Genomic DNA, 18,279 nt, shown 5'->3' with positions numbered 1-18,279 from the left:
GGAGGAATGCCATGACTATCGACCAAAATCAGGAAATCCTCCGTACCGAGGGACTCAGTAAATTCTTTCCCGGCGTTAAGGCGCTGGATAACGTCGATTTTAGCCTGCGCCGGGGCGAAATCATGGCGCTGCTCGGGGAAAACGGGGCGGGAAAATCAACGCTGATTAAAGCATTAACCGGCGTATACCATGCCGATCGCGGCACTATCTGGCTGGAAGGCCAGGCGATTTCACCGAAGAATACCGCGCATGCCCAGCAACTGGGGATCGGAACTGTCTACCAGGAGGTTAACCTTCTGCCCAATATGTCGGTGGCGGATAACCTGTTTATCGGTCGTGAGCCCCGGCGTTTTGGCCTGCTACGGCGCAAAGAAATGGAGAAACGCGCCACTGAATTGATGGCCTCTTACGGCTTTTCGCTGGATGTGCGTGAGCCGCTCAACCGCTTTTCCGTTGCAATGCAGCAGATTGTCGCTATCTGCCGGGCCATCGATCTCTCCGCGAAAGTCCTGATCCTCGACGAACCTACCGCCAGCCTCGACACCCAGGAAGTTGAGATGCTGTTTGGCCTGATGCGCCATCTGCGCGATCGCGGCGTCAGCCTGATCTTTGTTACGCACTTTCTCGATCAGGTTTATCAGGTGAGCGATCGGATCACCGTGTTACGCAACGGCAGCTTTGTCGGCTGCCGCGAAACCCGTGAGCTTCCACAGATCGAACTGGTGAAAATGATGCTGGGGCGCGAACTGGAGACCCATGCGCTACAGCGGGCGGGGCGCACCTTGCTGAGCGATAAACCGGTGGCTGCCTTTAAAGATTACGGCAGGAAGGGCACGATCTCGCCGTTCAGCCTGGAAGTCCGCCCCGGCGAGATCGTCGGTCTGGCAGGGCTGTTGGGATCGGGGCGTACCGAAACCGCAGAGGTGATCTTTGGCATTAAACCGGCCGACAGCGGCAGTGCGACGATCAAAGGTAAGCCGCAAACCCTGCGATCGCCGCATCAGGCTTCGTGCCTTGGGATTGGCTTTTGCCCGGAAGACAGGAAAACGGACGGCATTATTGCCGCCGCATCGGTACGGGAAAATATCATTCTGGCGCTACAGGCGCAGCGAGGCTGGCTGCGGCCGATTTCCCGCAGAGAACAGCAGGAGATTGCCGAGCGTTTTATCCGCCAGTTGGGCATTCGTACCCCCAGTGCGGAACAGCCGATTGAATTTCTCTCCGGCGGCAATCAGCAAAAAGTGTTGCTGTCGCGCTGGTTGCTGACCAAACCGCAGTTCCTGATCCTGGATGAGCCGACACGCGGCATCGACGTTGGGGCGCATGCGGAGATCATCCGCCTGATCGAAACGCTGTGTGCGGACGGGCTGGCGCTGCTGGTCATCTCCTCTGAACTGGAGGAACTGGTGGGCTATGCCGATCGGGTGATCATCATGCGCGATCGTAAACAGGTGGCGGAGATCCCGCTGGCGGAACTGTCCGTTCCGGCGATCATGAACGCCATTGCGGCGTAAGGAGAATAGTGTGATGCCTCAGTCTCTCCCGCAAACCACACCGCCGAAGCGACGTTTTCGCTGGCCGACAGGTATGCCGCAGATCGTGGCATTGCTGCTGGTGCTGTTGGTGGACAGCCTGGTGGCGCCGCATTTCTGGCAGGTGATTTTGCAGGATGGTCGCCTGTTCGGCAGCCCGATTGACATTCTTAACCGCGCGGCTCCCGTTGCGCTGCTGGCGATTGGGATGACGCTGGTGATCGCCACTGGCGGTATCGATCTCTCCGTCGGGGCGGTAATGGCGATTGCCGGAGCGACCACTGCCGCCATGACGGTGGCCGGGCACAGTTTACCGGTGGTGCTGCTCGCGGCGCTGGGAACCGGCGTACTGGCGGGCTTGTGGAATGGCATTCTGGTGGCGATCCTTAAAATTCAGCCGTTTGTCGCCACGCTCATTCTGATGGTGGCCGGACGTGGCGTGGCGCAACTCATCACCTCCGGGCAGATCGTCACCTTTAACTCACCCAACTTATCGTGGTTCGGCAGCGGTTCGCTGCTGCTGTTTCCGACGCCCGTGATTATCGCGCTGCTTACCCTGGTGGTGTTCTGGCTGCTGACCCGTAAAACGGCGCTGGGGATGTTCATTGAAGCGGTGGGGATCAACATTCGGGCGGCGAAAAATGCCGGGGTGAACACCCGCATTATCGTCATGCTCACCTATGTTCTGAGCGGCCTGTGCGCGGCGATTGCGGGCATCATCATCACGGCGGATATTCGCGGCGCGGACGCCAATAACGCCGGACTCTGGCTGGAACTGGACGCCATTCTGGCCGTGGTTATTGGCGGCGGCTCGCTGATGGGGGGGCGCTTTAACCTGCTGCTGTCGGTCGTGGGCGCATTGATTATCCAGGGGATGAATACCGGCATCCTGCTGTCAGGCTTTCCGCCGGAGATGAACCAGGTCGTCAAAGCCATCGTGGTGTTATGCGTGCTGATTGTGCAGTCGCAGCGCTTTATCAGTCTGATAAAAGGAGTGCGTGGTCGTGATAAAACGTAACTTACCGTTGATGATCACCCTCGGGGTTTTTGTGCTGGGCTACCTCTATTGCCTGACGCAGTTCCCCGGTTTCGCCTCAACCCGGGTTATCTGCAACATCCTGACCGATAACGCTTTCCTCGGGATTATCGCGGTTGGCATGACCTTCGTGATCCTCTCCGGCGGCATCGATCTGTCCGTGGGATCGGTGATCGCGTTTACCGGCGTTTTTCTGGCGAAGGCCATTGGCTACTGGGGGATCTCGCCGCTGCTGGCCTTCCCGCTGGTACTGGCGATGGGCTGTGCGTTCGGGGCATTTATGGGGCTGCTGATTGATGCGCTGAAGATTCCGGCGTTTATCATTACGCTGGCGGGGATGTTCTTCCTGCGTGGCGTCAGCTACCTGGTGTCTGAGGAGTCGATTCCGATTAACCACCCGATTTACGATACGCTCTCCAGCCTGGCGTGGAAAATCCCCGGCGGCGGGCGTCTGAGCGCAATGGGGCTGCTGATGCTGGCGGTGGTGGTGATCGGTATTTTCCTCGCGCACCGTACGCGGTTTGGTAATCAGGTTTACGCCATTGGCGGAAATGCGGCGTCGGCGAACCTGATGGGGATTTCGACGCGCAGCACCACCATCCGTATTTATATGCTCTCTACCGGGCTTGCGACGCTGGCGGGTATTGTTTTCTCCATTTATACCCAGGCCGGTTATGCGCTGGCGGGCGTTGGCGTTGAGCTGGATGCCATCGCATCGGTGGTGATTGGCGGTACGTTGCTGAGCGGAGGCGTGGGGACGGTGTTAGGTACGCTGTTCGGCGTGGCGATCCAGGGGCTGATCCAGACCTATATTAACTTCGATGGCACGCTGAGTTCCTGGTGGACGAAGATCGCTATCGGGATTTTGTTGTTTATTTTTATTGCCTTGCAGCGTGGTCTGACGGTGCTGTGGGAGAATCGCCAGAGCTCTCCGGTTACGCGTGTCAACACAGCCGCAACACCGAAGTAACATATTGAATTTCCTGAAACGTATAAACTTTTTCCGGTTGTAGTCGATAGATTCTATATCCCTACAACCGGAAAGATAACGATGCCAAAATCCCTCTCTATTCGTACAAGTTTACTGGTTTTACTGTCTTTACTTACCCTGCTCCTGTTGCTGACGGGCGGTATGGGGCTCTACGCCTCCACCCGTATTATCACTTCCTGGGTCTATTATGGGGTGATGACGGGGGCGACGCTGGCCGCCATCGGCCTGCTGGCGCTGGTATGGCTGATGTTGCGTAATAAGCTCCTGAAACCTCTTGATAATGTTGTTGAGCAACTGGAGCGTCTGGCGACAGGGGATTTATCGCCGACGGTAAGCCGTTTTGCCAGCTCTGAATTTAACCGTCTGAATACCGCCCTTGAAGAGATGCGTGCGGCGCTGAGTGAATCCGTGGTACGCGTTCGTGACGCCAGCACGCAAATTGATACCGGCAGCCGTGAACTGACGGCGGGCAACCTGCATCTGGCGCAACGCACGGAGTCTACGGCCACCTCGCTGGAACAGACAGCCGCCAGCATGGAAGAGCTGACTGCGACGGTGAAACTGAACGCTGAAAATGCCGATCAGGCGCACCAACTGGCGAAATCAGTCTCGGACACCGCCGATCGCGGCAGTGAGATGGTGTGCTATGTCATTGAGAAAATGCGTGATATTTCCGGCAGCTCTGACCGTATCGCCGATATTCTCGGCGTAATTGACGGCATCGCTTTCCAGACCAATATTCTGGCGCTGAATGCCTCCGTTGAAGCGGCGCGCGCCGGTGAACAGGGGCGCGGTTTTGCGGTGGTTGCCGGTGAGGTGCGTAATCTTGCCAGCCGCAGCGCCGATGCCGCGAAAGAGATCCGCGCGCTCATCAGCGACTCGCAAACGCATGTCGGAGAGGGCAGCGATCTGGCGATGCAGGCCGGTGAAACGATGGATGAGATTGCGACAGAAGTGATGCGCATGACCAAACTGATGCGTGAGATTGCCAGTGCTTCTCAGGAACAGAGCCGGGGCATTGAGCAGGTGAATATCGCGGTCAGTCAGATGGATGAAACCGCACAGCAGAACGCGGCGCTGGTACAGCAATCTTCCGCAGCCACCCGTTCGCTGGAAGAGCAGTCCCATGCGCTGCTGGAGGCGATGGCCGTATTTAAGCTACAGGCAGCGTAACCGAACGTAGGCCGGATAAGGCGAAGCCGCCACCAGGCAATAAATTGCCGGATGGCAACGCTGCGCGTTTTATCCGGCCTACATCCGTGCGATTAATGATAATTATGCGTCCGGGAACTCGCGGATGAAACGCTCTACGTCTTCCACCATATGATCGGTGCCGACGAAGAACGGACGGCGCTGGTGCAGGCTTTCCGGCGTAATATCCAGAATGCGCTCTTTACCGTCGCTCGCTTTGCCGCCCGCCTGCTCAGCCAGGAAGGCCATCGGGTTGCATTCGTACAGCAGACGCAGTTTCCCTTCCGGGTGGCTGGCGGTGCTCGGGTAGAGGTAGATCCCGCCTTTCAGCAGGTTGCGGTGGAAATCCGCCACCAGGGAGCCAATATAGCGCGAGGTGTACGGGCGATTCGTGGACTTGTCCTCTTCCTGGCAGAACTTAATGTACTTCTTCACGCCATTCGGGAATTTGATGTAGTTGCCTTCGTTAATGGAGTAGGTGTTGCCCTTCTCCGGGAAGCGCATACGCTCCTGGCACAGGCAGAAAACGCCCAGCGACGGATCGTAGGTGAAGGCGTGTACGCCGCAGCCGGTGGTGTAAACCAGCATGGTTGAAGAGCCGTAGACCACATAACCCGCAGCTACCTGCTTGTTGCCCGGTTGCAGGAAATCTTCTTCCGTCACCGGCGTGCCGACAGGCGTTACGCGGCGGTAGATAGAGAAAATAGTACCGACAGAGACGTTAACATCGATGTTGGACGAGCCATCCAGTGGGTCCATCAGCACCACGTATTTCGCGTGTTCGCAGCCTTCAAAGACGACAATTTCATCTTCTTCTTCAGAAGCGATGCCCGCCACAATATCGCGCGCCTTCAGTGCAGCTTTCAGTTTTTCGTTCGCGAACAGGTCGAGTTTCTGCTGAACCTCGCCCTGCACGTTCTCAGCACCGCTGGCACCCAGGATATCGACCAGACCGGCCTTGTTGATATCGCGGTGGATGATCTTGGCGCCCAGCTTTATTGCCGACAACAAAGCAGTGAGCTCACCGGTAGCATGAGAGAACTCGTGCTGCTTTTCGACAATAAATTCACCTAACGTTTTCATAACACTTTCCCTGCAATTGATATGGAGTAAAGCGACCGTAACAATCTTAACAAATATTTCAGCGGCCGCGCTCAGGTGAATCGCGCCAGCAAAGTACGGAATATCCTGAAATGCGTTTCTCACTTGCCTGACATGTGCGTAAAATGGCCCCCAGATTAAAAAAGGGTAGTGACGTATGCGCATTCATATTTTGGGAATTTGTGGCACTTTCATGGGCGGTCTGGCGATGCTGGCGCGCTCGCTCGGTCATGAAGTAACGGGTTCGGACGCCAATGTGTATCCGCCGATGAGTACCCTGCTTGAGAAGCAGGGCATTGATTTAATTCAGGGTTACGACGCCAGCCAGCTCGACCCACAGCCAGACCTGGTGATCATCGGCAACGCCATGACCCGTGGAAATCCGTGTGTTGAAGCGGTGCTGGAAAAGAACATTCCGTATATGTCCGGCCCGCAGTGGCTGCATGACTTTGTTCTGCGCGATCGCTGGGTGCTGGCCGTAGCCGGTACGCACGGTAAAACCACCACGGCAGGCATGGCGACCTGGATTCTGGAAGCCTGCGGTTATCAGCCGGGCTTCGTGATTGGCGGCGTTCCGGGTAATTTCGACGTTTCTGCCCGTCTGGGTGAAAGTCACTTCTTCGTCATTGAGGCGGATGAATACGACTGCGCGTTCTTCGATAAGCGTTCCAAGTTTGTGCATTACTGCCCGCGCACGCTGATCCTCAACAACCTTGAGTTCGACCATGCGGACATCTTTGACGATCTGAAAGCGATTCAGAAGCAATTCCACCACCTGGTGCGCATCGTGCCGGGGCAAGGGCGCATTATTTTCCCGGAACACGACATCAACCTGAAGCAGACGATCGCGATGGGCTGCTGGAGCGAGCAGGAACTGGTGGGCGAGCAGGGGCACTGGCAGGCGAAGAAACTGAACGCGGATGCATCCGTTTGGGAAGTGTGGCTGGACGGTGAAAAAGCCGGTGAAGTGAAGTGGTCGCTGGTCGGTGAACATAATATGAATAACGGGCTGATGGCGATTGCCGCCGCTCGTCATGTTGGCGTGATGCCTGCGGATGCGGCTAACGCGTTGGGATCGTTCATCAACGCCCGTCGTCGTCTGGAGCTGCGCGGTGAAGCCAACGGTGTGACGGTGTATGACGATTTCGCTCACCACCCGACGGCGATTCTGGCGACGCTTGCGGCGTTGCGCAGTAAAGTGGGCGGTACGGCGCGTATTCTTGCGGTGCTGGAACCGCGCTCCAACACCATGAAGATGGGTCTTTGCAAAGACGATCTGGCTCCGTCGTTAGGGCGTGCGGATGAAGTGTTCTTGTTGCAACCGCAGCATATTCCGTGGCAGGTGGCGGAAGTCGCGGATGCCTGTGTTCAGCCTGCGCACTGGAGCGGGGATGTGGACGCGCTGGCCGATATGGTGGTGAAAACCGCGCAGCCTGGCGATCATATTCTGGTGATGAGCAACGGCGGGTTCGGCGGCATCCATCAAAAACTGTTGGATGGCCTGGCGAAAAAGGCAGAGGCTGCGGAGTAATCATATGCCCGGTGGCGCTGCGCTTACCGGGCCTACAAACTGTAGGCCGGATAGGACACATTGCGTCGCCATCCGGCAATACCAAATGCACCAGGCTGTAGGCCGGATAAGACGCGTTGCGTCGCCATCCGGCAATACCAAATACACCAGGCTGTGTAGGCCGGATAAGACGCGTTGCGTCGCCATCCGGCAATACCAAATACACCAGGCTGTGTAGGCCGGATAAGACGCGTTGCGTCGCCATCCGGCAAATACCAAATACACCAGGCTGTAGGCCGGATAAGACGTTTTGCGTCGCCATCCGGCACACTTAACTCACGTACGCATTACTCTTCGTTTTCCGCCAGCTCACGCAGATACTGGAAGATCTGCCGCGCCGACTTCGGCGGCTTATTGCCTTCTTTCTCTTTCTTCGCGTTGCGGATCAGCGAGCGAAGCTGCTGACGGTCAGCATTCGGCCACAGGCTCAGCACTTCCTCCACCGCATCATCACCTTCAACGATCAGGCGATCGCGCAGTTGCTCAAGCTTATGGAACAGCACCACCTGCTGGTTGTGGCGGTTTTTCAGCTTATCCAGCGCCTGACGAATAGGTTCAACGTCGCGTTGACGCAGCATCTTACCGATCAGCTGCAACTGACGGCGGCGGCCTTCCATCTTAATACGCTGGGCCAGCTCAATGGCGGCGCGCAGATCCGCATCAAGCGGGATCTTATCCAGCGCGTTTTTCCCCAGATCCACAATTTCCGCGCCCAGGCGTTTTAACTCCTCGGCATCGCGTTTAATTTCACTTTTGCTGACCCAGATAATTTCATCGTCTTCGTCTTCGATGTCATCACCGGGAACGTCGTCGAGCCAGTCTTCGGGCTGCTTTGTCATGTCAGGCTCCTTAAAAAAAGAGGCTAATGTTACCAGTTAAGATGCGCACTGAAAAACGGTTCTCTGTTAGACTTCAGAGAAACTCTCTCTACAGTATGGCATTTGCGATGAAAGTAATCTCACAAGTTGAAGCGCAGCGTAAGATTCTGGAAGAAGCGGTCTCGACAGCCCTGGAGCTCGCCTCAGGCAAATCAGACGGCGCGGAAGTCTCTGTCAGCAAGACCACCGGCATCAGCGTCAGCACCCGTTATGGTGAAGTGGAGAACGTAGAATTTAATAGTGACGGCGCGCTGGGGATCACCGTTTATCACCAGAACCGTAAAGGCAGCGCGTCATCCACCGATTTAAGCCCGCAGGCGATTGCCCGTACCGTACAGGCAGCGCTGGATATTGCTCGCTATACCTCGCCGGACCCGTGCGCGGGCGTGGCAGATAAAGATCTGCTGGCCTTTGAGGCGCCGGATCTCGATCTGTTCCACCCGGCGGAAGTAACCCCGGATGAGGCCATTGATCTGGCTGCTCGCGCGGAGCAGGCGTCGTTGCAGGCGGATAAACGTATTACCAACACCGAAGGCGGCAGCTTTAACAGCCATTACGGCATCAAAGTGTTCGGCAACAGCCACGGCATGTTGCAGGGGTATTGCTCCACGCGCCATTCGCTCTCAAGCTGTGTCATCGCCGAAGAAAAGGGCGACATGGAGCGTGATTACGCCTACACCATTGGCCGCGCGTTAGGCGATCTGCAAACGCCGGAATGGGTGGGCGCCGAGTGCGCGCGCCGTACGTTATCTCGCCTGGCGCCGCGCAAACTCTCGACCATGAAAGCGCCGGTGATTTTCGCGAATGAAGTGGCGACCGGGTTGTTTGGCCATCTGGTCGGCGCGATTGCGGGCGGCTCGGTATACCGTAAATCGACCTTCCTGCTCGACTCGCTGGGCAAACAAATTCTGCCGGAATGGCTGACCATCGAAGAACACCCGCATCTGCTGAAAGGGCTGGCCTCTTCGCCGTTCGACAGCGAAGGTGTGCGCACAGAGCGTCGCGACATTGTGAAAGACGGCGTGCTGACCCAGTGGCTGCTGACCAACTATTCCGCGCGCAAACTGGGGCTGAAAAGCACCGGGCACGCGGGCGGGATCCATAACTGGCGCATTGCCGGGCAGGGGCTGAGCTTTGAACAACTGCTCAAAGAGATGGGCACCGGTCTGGTCGTCACCGAACTCATGGGCCAGGGAGTGAGCGGCATTACTGGCGACTACTCCCGTGGCGCGGCCGGTTTCTGGGTTGAGAACGGCGAGATCCAGTATCCGGTCAGCGAGATCACCATCGCCGGGAATTTAAAAGAGATGTGGCGCGATATCGTGACCGTCGGTAACGATATTGAAACGCGTAGCAATATACAGTGTGGTTCCGTGCTGTTACCGGAGATGAAAATCGCCGGGCAGTAACACTCGTTTGTTTTCAGGTTGCAGGACGAGCGCGTCTTTGTCGTTCTTGCCCTGTAACTTGAATTAGCGATGTAGGCCGGATAAGACGCATCGCGTCGTCATCCGGCATTTCCCTTGGGCCATAAGTAATCCCTATTCCCGTCACACTTTTTCACATTCGGCGATCGCGCGAATGTGCTTTTTCTCATCGGTTTTTCCGCCTTTCCTTGCGACGTATGTCACAGTTTTTCAGCGATAAATCGCCAAATCCCCCTTTTCTGTGGAACAGATCACTGTCGCCACTCGCCTTTCCACTTCGAAGTGGAAAACAACTCGCTACAAACTTTTAACCCCTGCCGTTAGTTTTAACCCAGAGCCATTAACGGGGTAAGACGAGTGAATAACGGAGCAGTAATGAACGACATGGGGGAGCAGGTGACGGAGATCGGTGAACTGGCCGATCGCATGCTGGCGCAGGTGTATGCCTTACTCAGCGAACATCACATCATTCCCAACGCCGTACAGGAACAAATGCTGACGTCTCATGTTCGCGCCATGGCGCACCGGTCAGTGACCGGCGAGCCTTTGCCGGAAGTGGATGCCAGTTTATTTGATGAAATTTCAGCCGAATCAATGGCACTTGCCCGCGACATCGTGGCGGCGTTTGGCAACCTTCCAGAGGAAGAAGCCTGGCTGCTGTCAGTACATTTCGAAGTCGCGAAAGACAACCTTTAAGGAGCAAAAAATGGAACAGATTACAGTCGTAATTGGCGATCGTCTGGGTAAGGGCCAGAAAGTGGCGGCAGGTGTGGAAAAAGCCGGTGGTCGTGCGGTGGTGGTGCCGGGCGTGGCGGCGGATATGAAGCTGGGCGACGTGATGAAAGCGGAAAACGCTACCTTTGGCATCTCTTTTTGCGGTAGCGGCGGCGCGGGTGCCATCACGGCGCAAAACAAGTATGGCTACAAAGCCAAATACGGGATGCGCTCTGTGGATGAAGGCGTCACGGCTATCAACGAAGGCTGCAACGTGCTGGGGTTCGGCTTTATGGATAAAGAAGAACTTGGCGAGCGTCTGGTTCAGGCGTGGCAGAAGAAATACGGCGCTTAAGTATGAAAGAACAATTCACCACTACGGTGAGAGTCACCGGTAAAGGCGAAGCCAAAGCGCGCGCCTTTGCCGATGCCCTGAACCACGTTCAGGGCGCGGTGATGAAAGCATCGCCGCATATTTTATTGCGTATTGAGCCACAGGATGTGCAGGTTGTTCAAGCGCGTGAAACGGTGCGCAAAGAAGCGTTTTTATTTGTCTTTTTGCGCCGGGAAAGACGCACCTACAGCGTGGAGCTGGAAGTGACCGTCAACGTGACTGCCATCAATCTCGACAAGGTGGACTTCGTCGCGCAACGCTGATTCTTTATTAAAAGGCATAAATATGTTCCTGATAATATTAATAAAATCGCTCATCATTGGTGGCCTGGTCGGCGTCGGTGTGGGCGCCGGGGCTGCACGCATGTTTCATGCGCCGACTACACAGGGTATGGGCGCGTTTCGTACATTGGGGGAACTGAACTCCTGTGAAGGGGACCCGGCTTCTCACTTCTCCTTCGGTCTGGGCTTCTTCTTCAACGCCTGGGCCTCATCCGTTGCGGCGGGTTCATTCACGCAGGATGTCGATCACCGCATCATCCCGAACTGGGGCGCGGCAGCGCTGATGATCAAAAACCGCAATGTCGGCGAGACGCTGCACGATCCGAAGAAAATGGCGATTGCCTGCGGCATCATCGGCATGATCGTCGTGACCTTCCTCAACCTTACCGCCTCTTCCGTACCGGAAGCGTTGCAGGTCACCGCCGTTAAGGTATTGGTGCCTGCGGCTAACCTGCTGGTGAATACCGTGATGCCGGTTATCTTCTGGCTGGCGGCGATCGACGCCGGGAAAAAATCAGGCTTCTGGGCCACCGTGTTTGGCGGCGCGGCGCAGCTGATCATGGGTAACGCCGTTCCGGGTCTGGTGCTGGGTATTCTGATCGGCAAAGGCGTTGAAGAGAGCGGCTGGAACCACGTCACCAAAGTGATGATGGTCGCCATTGTGGCGCTGTTTGTCCTGAGCGGCTTCTTCCGCGGCTTCGACATGAAGATGATCGAATCCTTCAATATGACCGTGCCGAACTGGCTCGAACTGATCCACGGCTCGCTCAGCGGCAAATAACGGAGGCCATCATAATGGAACAGAATAAAGGTTTTTGGTATGCCGACTGGTCGTTCCCGATCTTTGTAGGCTTGCTCTCATCCGGCGTTTTTGCCGGGACGCATATGTACTACCTGTACGGTATCGGCGCGTTTAACGAAGTGGCCTTTGTGGCAATGCTGAAAGCGGGGATGGACACCGGCGTTTACGGTGCGGTGGCCGCGTTTGGCGCAAGCTTCCTGTTTGCCCGCATTATCGAAGGGTCGCTGGTGGGGATTCTGGACATCGGCGGGGCGATCCAGACCGGCGTCGGTCTTGGGGTTCCGGCGCTGCTGCTGGGCGCAGGGATCGTTTTCCCGGTCGCTAACTTTGTCGCCTCGTTAATCACCGGTCTGGTGATTGGTCTGGCAATTGGCTACGTCATCATTCTGGCGCGTAAGTTCACCATCAATCAGAGCGACTCCACCTACGGGGCGGACGTGATGATGGGGGCGGGTAATGCGTCAGGCCGCTTCCTGGGGCCGCTGATCATCCTCAGCGCGATGACCGCCTCGATTCCAATCGGCGTGGGTTCTTTGCTGGGGGCGTTGCTGTTCTATCTCTGGCAGAAGCCGATCACCGGCGGCGCGATCCTCGGCGCCATGATTTTAGGTTCGATCTTCCCGATTGCCATTAGCTAACTGTTGATTTGTAGGCCGGATAAGGCGGTTACGCCGCCATCCGGCAAAGGAGAGAGCGATGTATGATTTACTCCTGCGCCGTGCGCGTCTGGTTGACGATACGGTGAGTGATATCGCCCTGAAGGACGGCAAAATTGCCGCGCTGGGCAATATCCAGCAACCGGCGGCGAAAACCGTCGATCTGCGCGGCGAGTATTACGTTAGCGCAGGGTGGATTGATTCCCACGTCCACTGCTATCCGAAATCCCCGATTTATCACGATGAGCCGGACAGCGTCGGTATTGCGACAGGCGTCACCACCGTTGTTGATGCGGGCAGTACCGGCGCAGACGACATTGATGATTTCTACACGCTGACCCGTGAAGCAGCCACTGAAGTTTATGCGTTGCTGAATATCTCCCGCGTAGGGCTGATCGCACAAAACGAACTGGCGAATATGGCCAATGTCGATGCGGACGCCGTGAAACAGGCGGTGAAACGCCATCCGAATTTCATTGTGGGCCTGAAGGCGCGAATGAGCAGTAGCGTGGTGGGTGAAAACGGCATTACGCCGCTGGAATGCGCCAAAGCGATGCAGAAAGAGAACGGCGATCTGCCGTTGATGGTACACATCGGCAACAACCCGCCGGATCTGGATGAGATCGCTGAGCGTCTGACGGCGGGCGATATCATCACTCACTGCTATAACGGCAAACCTAATCGCATTCTGACGCCGGACGGTGAGCTGCGCGCGTCAATCACCCGGGCGCTACAGCGCGGCGTGCGCCTGGACGTTGGTCACGGCACTGCCAGCCTGAGCTTTGCGGTCGCGCAGCGCGCGATTAGCTTAGGCATTTTGCCGCACACCATCAGCTCGGATATCTACTGTCGTAACCGCATCAATGGCCCGGTTTATTCGCTTGCCAACGTGATGTCGAAATTCCTCGCCATCGGCATGACGCTGCCGCAGGTCATCGACTGTGTGACGGCAAATGCTGCTGATGGCCTGAACCTGAAAAGCAAAGGCCGCCTTGAGCCAGGTCTGGACGCCGACTTGACCCTCTTTACGCTCAGGCGCCAGCCAACCGTGCTGGTGGACGCTGAAAACGACAGCTTACAGGCTGAAAAATTGCTGGTGCCGCTTGCCGCCATCCGTGCGGGTAAGGGCTATGTAACCGAACAAGGGAGTGCTGAACGTGACTTCGATTTATGAAAAATACAATCTGAAACAAGTGATTAATACATCAGGGCGCATGACCGCGCTCGGTGTTTCCACCCCGCGCCCGGAAGTGGTGCAGGCGGCAATGGATGGCATGAACCAGTACTTTGAGATGAAAGATCTGGTCAATAAAACCGGGGAGTACATTGCAAAACTGCTGGATGTGGAAGGGGCGACGGTCGTCTCCTGCGCCTCGGCGGGGATTGCCCAGTCGGTAGCGGCGGTACTGGTTCAGGACAGCGACTGGCTGCTGGAAAACCTGCATGTTACTCCGATCGAGAATAACGAAATTGTATTGCCGAAAGGGCACAACGTTAACTTTGGCGCGCCGGTTGGCACGATGGTGGCGCTGGGCGGCGGTAAGCTGGTCGAAGCCGGTTATGCCAACGAATGTTCCGCAGCACAGCTTGCGGCGGCGATCACTCCGCGCACGGCGGCGATCCTCTATATCAAGTCTCACCACTGCGTGCAGAAAAGCATGCTCAGCGTAGAGCAGGCGGCGGTAGTCGCGCGCACGCACAATTTACCGTTGATTGTGGATGCGGCGGCAGAAGAGGATTTGCAGTGTTACTACCGCGTCGGCGCGGATCTGGTGATCTACAGCGGCGCGAAAGCGATTGAAGGGCCGACCAGCGGTCTGGTGATCGGTAAAACTCAGTACGTCGAGTGGGTGAAACGCCAGACGGCGGGCATTGGCCGCGCCATGAAAGTCGGCAAAGAGGGCATCCTCGGGCTGACCTGCGCCATCGAACTCTACCTGAACGCGCAGAAAGAGAGCGGCGCGGAGATGGTCGAAAAAATGACGCCGTTTATTGATGTGCTGAATGCGCTTAATGGCGTGAGCGCCCGCGTGGTGTGGGACAGCGCCGGACGCGATATCGCGCGAACGGAAATTAAATTCGATGAGGCCGTGACCGGCATTGCCACCGGCGATCTGGTGGAAGCCCTCAAACAGGGTGAGTACGCCATCTATTTCCGTGGCTACAAAGCTAACGAAGGCATTATTGAGGCGGATGTCCGCAGCGTAAATCAGGCGCAACTGGAGATTGTGGCACGCCGTATTCGCGACGTGATTAATCAGGAGAAAAAAGCATGAAACTGACCCCTAACTTTTACCGTGACCGCGTTTGTCTGAACGTTCTGGCGGGTTCCAAAGAGAACGCCCGTGAGATTTATGCGGCGGCGGAAGGCCATGTGCTGGTCGGCGTGCTCTCCAAAAATTACCCGGATGTCGATAGCGCGGTGGCGGATATGCGCGAATATGCGGCGCTTATCGACAATGCCCTCTCTGTTGGCCTGGGGGCTGGCGATCCGAACCAGTCGGCGATGGTGAGCGAAATCTCTCGTCAGGTGCAGCCGCAGCACGTTAATCAGGTCTTTACCGGCGTGGCGACCAGCCGCGCGCTGCTGGGGCAGAGTGAAACGGTCGTTAACGGTCTGGTCTCCCCGACGGGGACGCCGGGCAGGGTGAAAATTTCTACCGGCCCGCTGAGCAGCAAAACGCCGGACGGCATTGTTCCCGTTGAGACGGCGATTGCCCTGCTGAAAGACATGGGCGGCAGCTCGATTAAATACTTCCCGATGGGCGGCCTGAAATGCCGTGATGAGTACAAAGCGGTAGCGGAAGCCTGCGCCCGTCACGACTTCTGGCTGGAGCCGACTGGCGGTATCGATCTGGAAAACTTTGGCGAGATTTTGCAGATTGCGCTTGATGCCGGCGTCAGCAAAATCATTCCTCACATTTATAGTTCGATTATTGATAAGGTGAGTGGCAACACCCGTCCAGACGATGTGCGCCAGCTGTTGGCCATTACCCGGACGTGCGTAGGTTAATAGCAAGAGTGAGGTAAGTGACGTGCGATTCCCCAACCAACGTTTGGCACAGCTGTTTGATATGTTGCAAAACGAGACGCTGCCGCAGGATGAGCTGGCGCAGCGGTTGTCGGTTTCCACGCGCACCGTGCGGGCGGACATTACTGCGTTGAATGCGTTGCTGACGCAGTATGGCGCGCAGTTTGTTCTGAGCCGGGGCAACGGTTATCAGCTCCGAATTGACGATCCGGCCCGCTATCAAACCCTGCGGGAGCAGCAGCCGAGTACGCTGCGCATCCCGCGAACCAGCCAGGAACGGGTGCACTATCTGGTGGTTCGTTTCCTGACGTCCGCTTTCTCGCTCAAACTGGAAGATCTGGCGGATGAGTGGTTCGTCAGCCGCGCGACGCTGCAAAATGATATGGCGGAAGTTCGCGAGTGGCTGCGCCGCTATCATCTGACGCTGGAAACCCGCCCGCGCCACGGCATGAAATTGTTCGGCAGCGAAATGGCGATCCGCGCGTGTCTGACCGATCTCCTGTGGACGCTGGCGCAGCAGGACCCGGCGAACCCGTTGATTGTGGAAGAAGCGCTTAACGCGGGCGTACCGGAGCAATTGCAGCCGATTTTGCAGGAAATATTTACCCGTTTTCGTATCCGTCTGACAGATGAAGGCGAGCTGTTTTTACGCCTGTATTGCGCCGTCGCGGTACGGCGCATCAGCGAAGGGTATCCGCTGTCAGAATTTACCACGGAAGAGGTGGAGGACAACGTCTGCTTCGCGGCGCGGGATATTGCGGCGGTGCTGCAACACCTGGCGGATAAACCGCTGTCGGCGTCTGAAGAGAACTGGCTGAAGGTACACATTGCCGCACGGCAGGTGCAGGAGATTGCTCCCAGCGCCATCAATGCCGATGACGATGAAGCGCTGGTTAACTATATCCTCCGTTTTATCAACACGCAGTACAACTATAACCTGTTGAATGACAAACAGTTACACGCCGACCTGCTCACCCACATCAAAACGATGATCACGCGGGTGCGCTATCAGATCATGATCCCCAATCCGCTACTGGAAAACATTAAGCAGCACTACCCTATGGCGTGGGATATGACGCTGGCGGCCGTGTCGGGTTGGGGAAAATACACGCCATACACCATCAGCGAAAACGAGATTGGTTTTCTGGTATTGCATATCGGCGTTGGGCTGGAGCGTAGTTACAACATCGGTTACCAACGGCAGCCTAAAATCCTGCTGGTATGTGACGCGGGAAATGCGATGGTACGCATGATCGAAGCGGTGCTGGCGCGGAAATATCCGCAGATTGAGATCGTGAGAACCCTGACTCTGCGTGACTATGAGCAGCGGGACAGCATTGCCGAAGATTTTGTCATCTCTACCGCGCGCGTCAGCGAAAAAGATAAGCCGGTGGTCATGATTGCGCCATTCCCTACCGACTACCAGCTGGAGCAGATCGGCAAGCTGGTGCTGGTGGACAGAACCCGCCCGTGGATGCTGAACAAATACTTCGACGCCGCTCACTTTCGCATTATCGACGGTGCAATGGATCAGCAGACGCTGTTTAAGACATTGTGCGATCAGCTGCAAAGCGAGGGGTTTGTGGATGCGGAGTTTCTCGACTCGGTGGTTGAGCGTGAGGCCATTGTCAGCACGATGTTAGGCGACAGCATCGCCCTGCCGCACGCCCTGGGATTGCTGGCGAAGAAAACGGTGGTCTATACCGTGCTCGCGCCGCAAGGCATCGTCTGGGGAGATGAGACGGCGCACGTCATCTTTTTACTCGCCATCAGTAAAAGCGAGTATGAAGAAGCAATGGCGATCTACGATATTTTTGTCACTTTCCTGCGTGAGCGCGCCATGACGCGGCTCTGCGCCAGCCAGAATTTTGCCGAGTTCAAAGCGGTAGCGATGGAGTGCGTGAGCCGTTTTTGAGAGGCGTTTTCCAGAAATGAATGTTAATGCAAATGTAATGCTATAACGCATTACATTTGTTTATCCTGAAGCAGAGAAACGGCGTTAAAGAGTGCGATCAACGTAAATGATGAACGACCTGGTTACTGCTGCCGCGCCAGATCAGCATCGGGTCTTTAAGATCCTGTACGAATTTACCGTCGACCAGCACGTTAATCAGATCCACAACCTGCATTTGCGCGGCGGTGAGTTCATCCAGCTTATAACCCGTCCATACCCAGATGTCTTTGCCGGGGCACTCTTCGCGAATGCGTCGCACCAGTTTCAGAATGTCCGGTACGTTTTGGGGATGCAGCGGATCGCCGCCAGACAGTGAGATCCCCTGGCGTTTAATCCGCGCGTCGTTCAGATCGTTAATGATCTGGTCTTCCATCTCTTTCGTAAACGGTTTACCCGAATTGAGCCGCCAGGTGCTTTTGTTGTAACACCCGGGGCATTCATGCACGCACCCGGAAACAAACAGAGTACAGCGCGTGCCGGGGCCGTTGACGATGTCGACGGGGTAGTACTGGTGAAAGTTCATTGTTTCCTCGTTGCATTTGGCGCTGTAGCGGCGTTGGCCGCTCTCACTTACCCAGGTCACTTACTTATGTAAGCTCCCTGGGATTCGTTCGTTTGCCGCCTTGCTACAACACCAACTGCTTAGAGGAAACTCATGAAATTGGAACTATAGCCAGCGGTTGTAGGCCGGATAAGGTGTTTACACCGCCATCCGGCATTT

At 56.3% G+C, this 18,279-nt stretch carries 18 protein-coding genes; 15 read left to right on the top strand and 3 right to left on the bottom strand.

The genetic code is table 11. From position 1 onward, the window contains the following. Positions 1 to 11: 11 nt before the first annotated feature. The 4 genes from ytfR to OGX80_RS02480 all read left to right on the top strand — a co-directional run bounded on the left by ytfR (position 12) and on the right by OGX80_RS02480 (position 4,732). A complete protein-coding gene (gene ytfR, locus OGX80_RS02495; protein ID WP_115182061.1) occupies positions 12 to 1,514 on the top strand; it encodes a galactofuranose ABC transporter, ATP-binding protein YtfR in 1,503 nt (500 codons plus the stop codon). 13 nt (positions 1,515 to 1,527) lie between these two features. Then, positions 1,528 to 2,550, top strand: a complete 1,023-nt coding sequence (gene ytfT / locus OGX80_RS02490; protein ID WP_024130780.1) for a galactofuranose ABC transporter, ATP-binding protein YtfT — start codon at positions 1,528 to 1,530, stop codon at positions 2,548 to 2,550. Beyond that, complete coding sequence (yjfF, locus tag OGX80_RS02485; protein WP_024130779.1) at positions 2,537 to 3,538, top strand: galactofuranose ABC transporter, permease protein YjfF; 1,002 nt, start codon at positions 2,537 to 2,539, stop codon at positions 3,536 to 3,538. Before ytfT ends, yjfF begins: the two co-directional genes overlap by 14 nt. 81 nt (positions 3,539 to 3,619) lie before the next feature. Then, positions 3,620 to 4,732 carry a methyl-accepting chemotaxis protein gene (locus OGX80_RS02480; protein WP_080750335.1) on the top strand — a complete coding sequence of 371 codons (1,113 nt, stop codon included), beginning with the start codon at positions 3,620 to 3,622 and terminating at the stop codon, positions 4,730 to 4,732. Between the two features lie 102 nt (positions 4,733 to 4,834). Here OGX80_RS02480 and fbp read toward each other — a convergent pair whose 3' ends face one another. Next, positions 4,835 to 5,833, bottom strand: a complete 999-nt coding sequence (gene fbp, locus OGX80_RS02475) for a class 1 fructose-bisphosphatase (protein ID WP_024130778.1) — start codon at positions 5,831 to 5,833, stop codon at positions 4,835 to 4,837. A gap of 175 nt (positions 5,834 to 6,008) precedes the next feature. Here fbp and mpl point away from each other — a divergent pair, with 175 nt between their 5' ends. After that, a complete protein-coding gene (gene mpl / locus OGX80_RS02470; RefSeq protein ID WP_024130777.1) occupies positions 6,009 to 7,382 on the top strand; it encodes a UDP-N-acetylmuramate:L-alanyl-gamma-D-glutamyl-meso-diaminopimelate ligase in 1,374 nt (457 codons plus the stop codon). Between the two features lie 326 nt (positions 7,383 to 7,708). On the opposite strand, the gene yjgA is transcribed toward mpl, so the two are convergent. Further along, positions 7,709 to 8,260 (bottom strand): ribosome biogenesis factor YjgA, encoded by a 552-nt coding sequence (gene yjgA / locus OGX80_RS02465; RefSeq protein WP_012134373.1) that lies wholly within the window; start codon positions 8,258 to 8,260, stop codon positions 7,709 to 7,711. Positions 8,261 to 8,355: 95 nt separating this feature from the next. Here yjgA and pmbA point away from each other — a divergent pair, with 95 nt between their 5' ends. From pmbA to OGX80_RS02415, 10 genes are all read left to right on the top strand, one after another. Further along, positions 8,356 to 9,708: a metalloprotease PmbA gene (gene pmbA, locus OGX80_RS02460; protein ID WP_071257364.1), complete on the top strand. Its 1,353-nt coding sequence runs from the start codon at positions 8,356 to 8,358 to the stop codon at positions 9,706 to 9,708. Between the two features lie 393 nt (positions 9,709 to 10,101). Beyond that, positions 10,102 to 10,422, top strand: coding sequence for a glycine dehydrogenase (locus OGX80_RS02455; RefSeq protein ID WP_012134369.1), 321 nt, complete (start codon positions 10,102 to 10,104; stop codon positions 10,420 to 10,422). Between the two features lie 10 nt (positions 10,423 to 10,432). After that, complete coding sequence (locus OGX80_RS02450) at positions 10,433 to 10,795, top strand: SFCGS family glycine-rich protein (RefSeq protein ID WP_012134368.1); 363 nt, start codon at positions 10,433 to 10,435, stop codon at positions 10,793 to 10,795. Positions 10,796 to 10,797: 2 nt separating this feature from the next. After that, complete coding sequence (locus OGX80_RS02445) at positions 10,798 to 11,097, top strand: DUF4312 family protein (protein WP_012134367.1); 300 nt, start codon at positions 10,798 to 10,800, stop codon at positions 11,095 to 11,097. A 22-nt stretch (positions 11,098 to 11,119) separates the two neighbouring features. Continuing rightward, positions 11,120 to 11,896: a DUF4311 domain-containing protein gene (locus tag OGX80_RS02440; RefSeq protein WP_012134366.1), complete on the top strand. Its 777-nt coding sequence runs from the start codon at positions 11,120 to 11,122 to the stop codon at positions 11,894 to 11,896. A 14-nt stretch (positions 11,897 to 11,910) separates the two neighbouring features. Continuing rightward, complete coding sequence (locus tag OGX80_RS02435; RefSeq protein ID WP_012134365.1) at positions 11,911 to 12,555, top strand: DUF4310 family protein; 645 nt, start codon at positions 11,911 to 11,913, stop codon at positions 12,553 to 12,555. Between the two features lie 58 nt (positions 12,556 to 12,613). Continuing rightward, positions 12,614 to 13,747 carry an amidohydrolase/deacetylase family metallohydrolase gene (locus tag OGX80_RS02430; RefSeq protein ID WP_112001304.1) on the top strand — a complete coding sequence of 378 codons (1,134 nt, stop codon included), beginning with the start codon at positions 12,614 to 12,616 and terminating at the stop codon, positions 13,745 to 13,747. After that, positions 13,731 to 14,849: a DgaE family pyridoxal phosphate-dependent ammonia lyase gene (locus OGX80_RS02425; RefSeq protein ID WP_115182360.1), complete on the top strand. Its 1,119-nt coding sequence runs from the start codon at positions 13,731 to 13,733 to the stop codon at positions 14,847 to 14,849. The genes OGX80_RS02430 and OGX80_RS02425 overlap by 17 nt, the downstream gene beginning before the upstream one ends. Then, the gene (dagF, locus tag OGX80_RS02420) at positions 14,846 to 15,586 is read left to right on the top strand and encodes a 2-dehydro-3-deoxy-phosphogluconate aldolase (protein WP_047459393.1); all 741 of its coding nucleotides are present in this window, start codon (positions 14,846 to 14,848) and stop codon (positions 15,584 to 15,586) included. Before OGX80_RS02425 ends, dagF begins: the two co-directional genes overlap by 4 nt. 22 nt (positions 15,587 to 15,608) lie before the next feature. Beyond that, positions 15,609 to 17,519, top strand: a complete 1,911-nt coding sequence (locus OGX80_RS02415) for a BglG family transcription antiterminator (protein ID WP_049009908.1) — start codon at positions 15,609 to 15,611, stop codon at positions 17,517 to 17,519. A 97-nt stretch (positions 17,520 to 17,616) separates the two neighbouring features. Here OGX80_RS02415 and nrdG read toward each other — a convergent pair whose 3' ends face one another. After that, positions 17,617 to 18,081, bottom strand: a complete 465-nt coding sequence (gene nrdG, locus OGX80_RS02410; RefSeq protein ID WP_115182060.1) for an anaerobic ribonucleoside-triphosphate reductase-activating protein — start codon at positions 18,079 to 18,081, stop codon at positions 17,617 to 17,619. Positions 18,082 to 18,279 lie beyond the last annotated feature (198 nt).

Origin of the sequence: Citrobacter sp. CK194, from assembly GCF_030333395.1 — a bacterium.
In the GTDB taxonomy this organism is placed as follows: domain Bacteria; phylum Pseudomonadota; class Gammaproteobacteria; order Enterobacterales; family Enterobacteriaceae; genus Citrobacter_B; species Citrobacter_B koseri.
The sequence above is the reverse complement of the archived record's forward strand: the minus strand, read 5'-3'. Positions and strand labels throughout refer to the sequence as shown.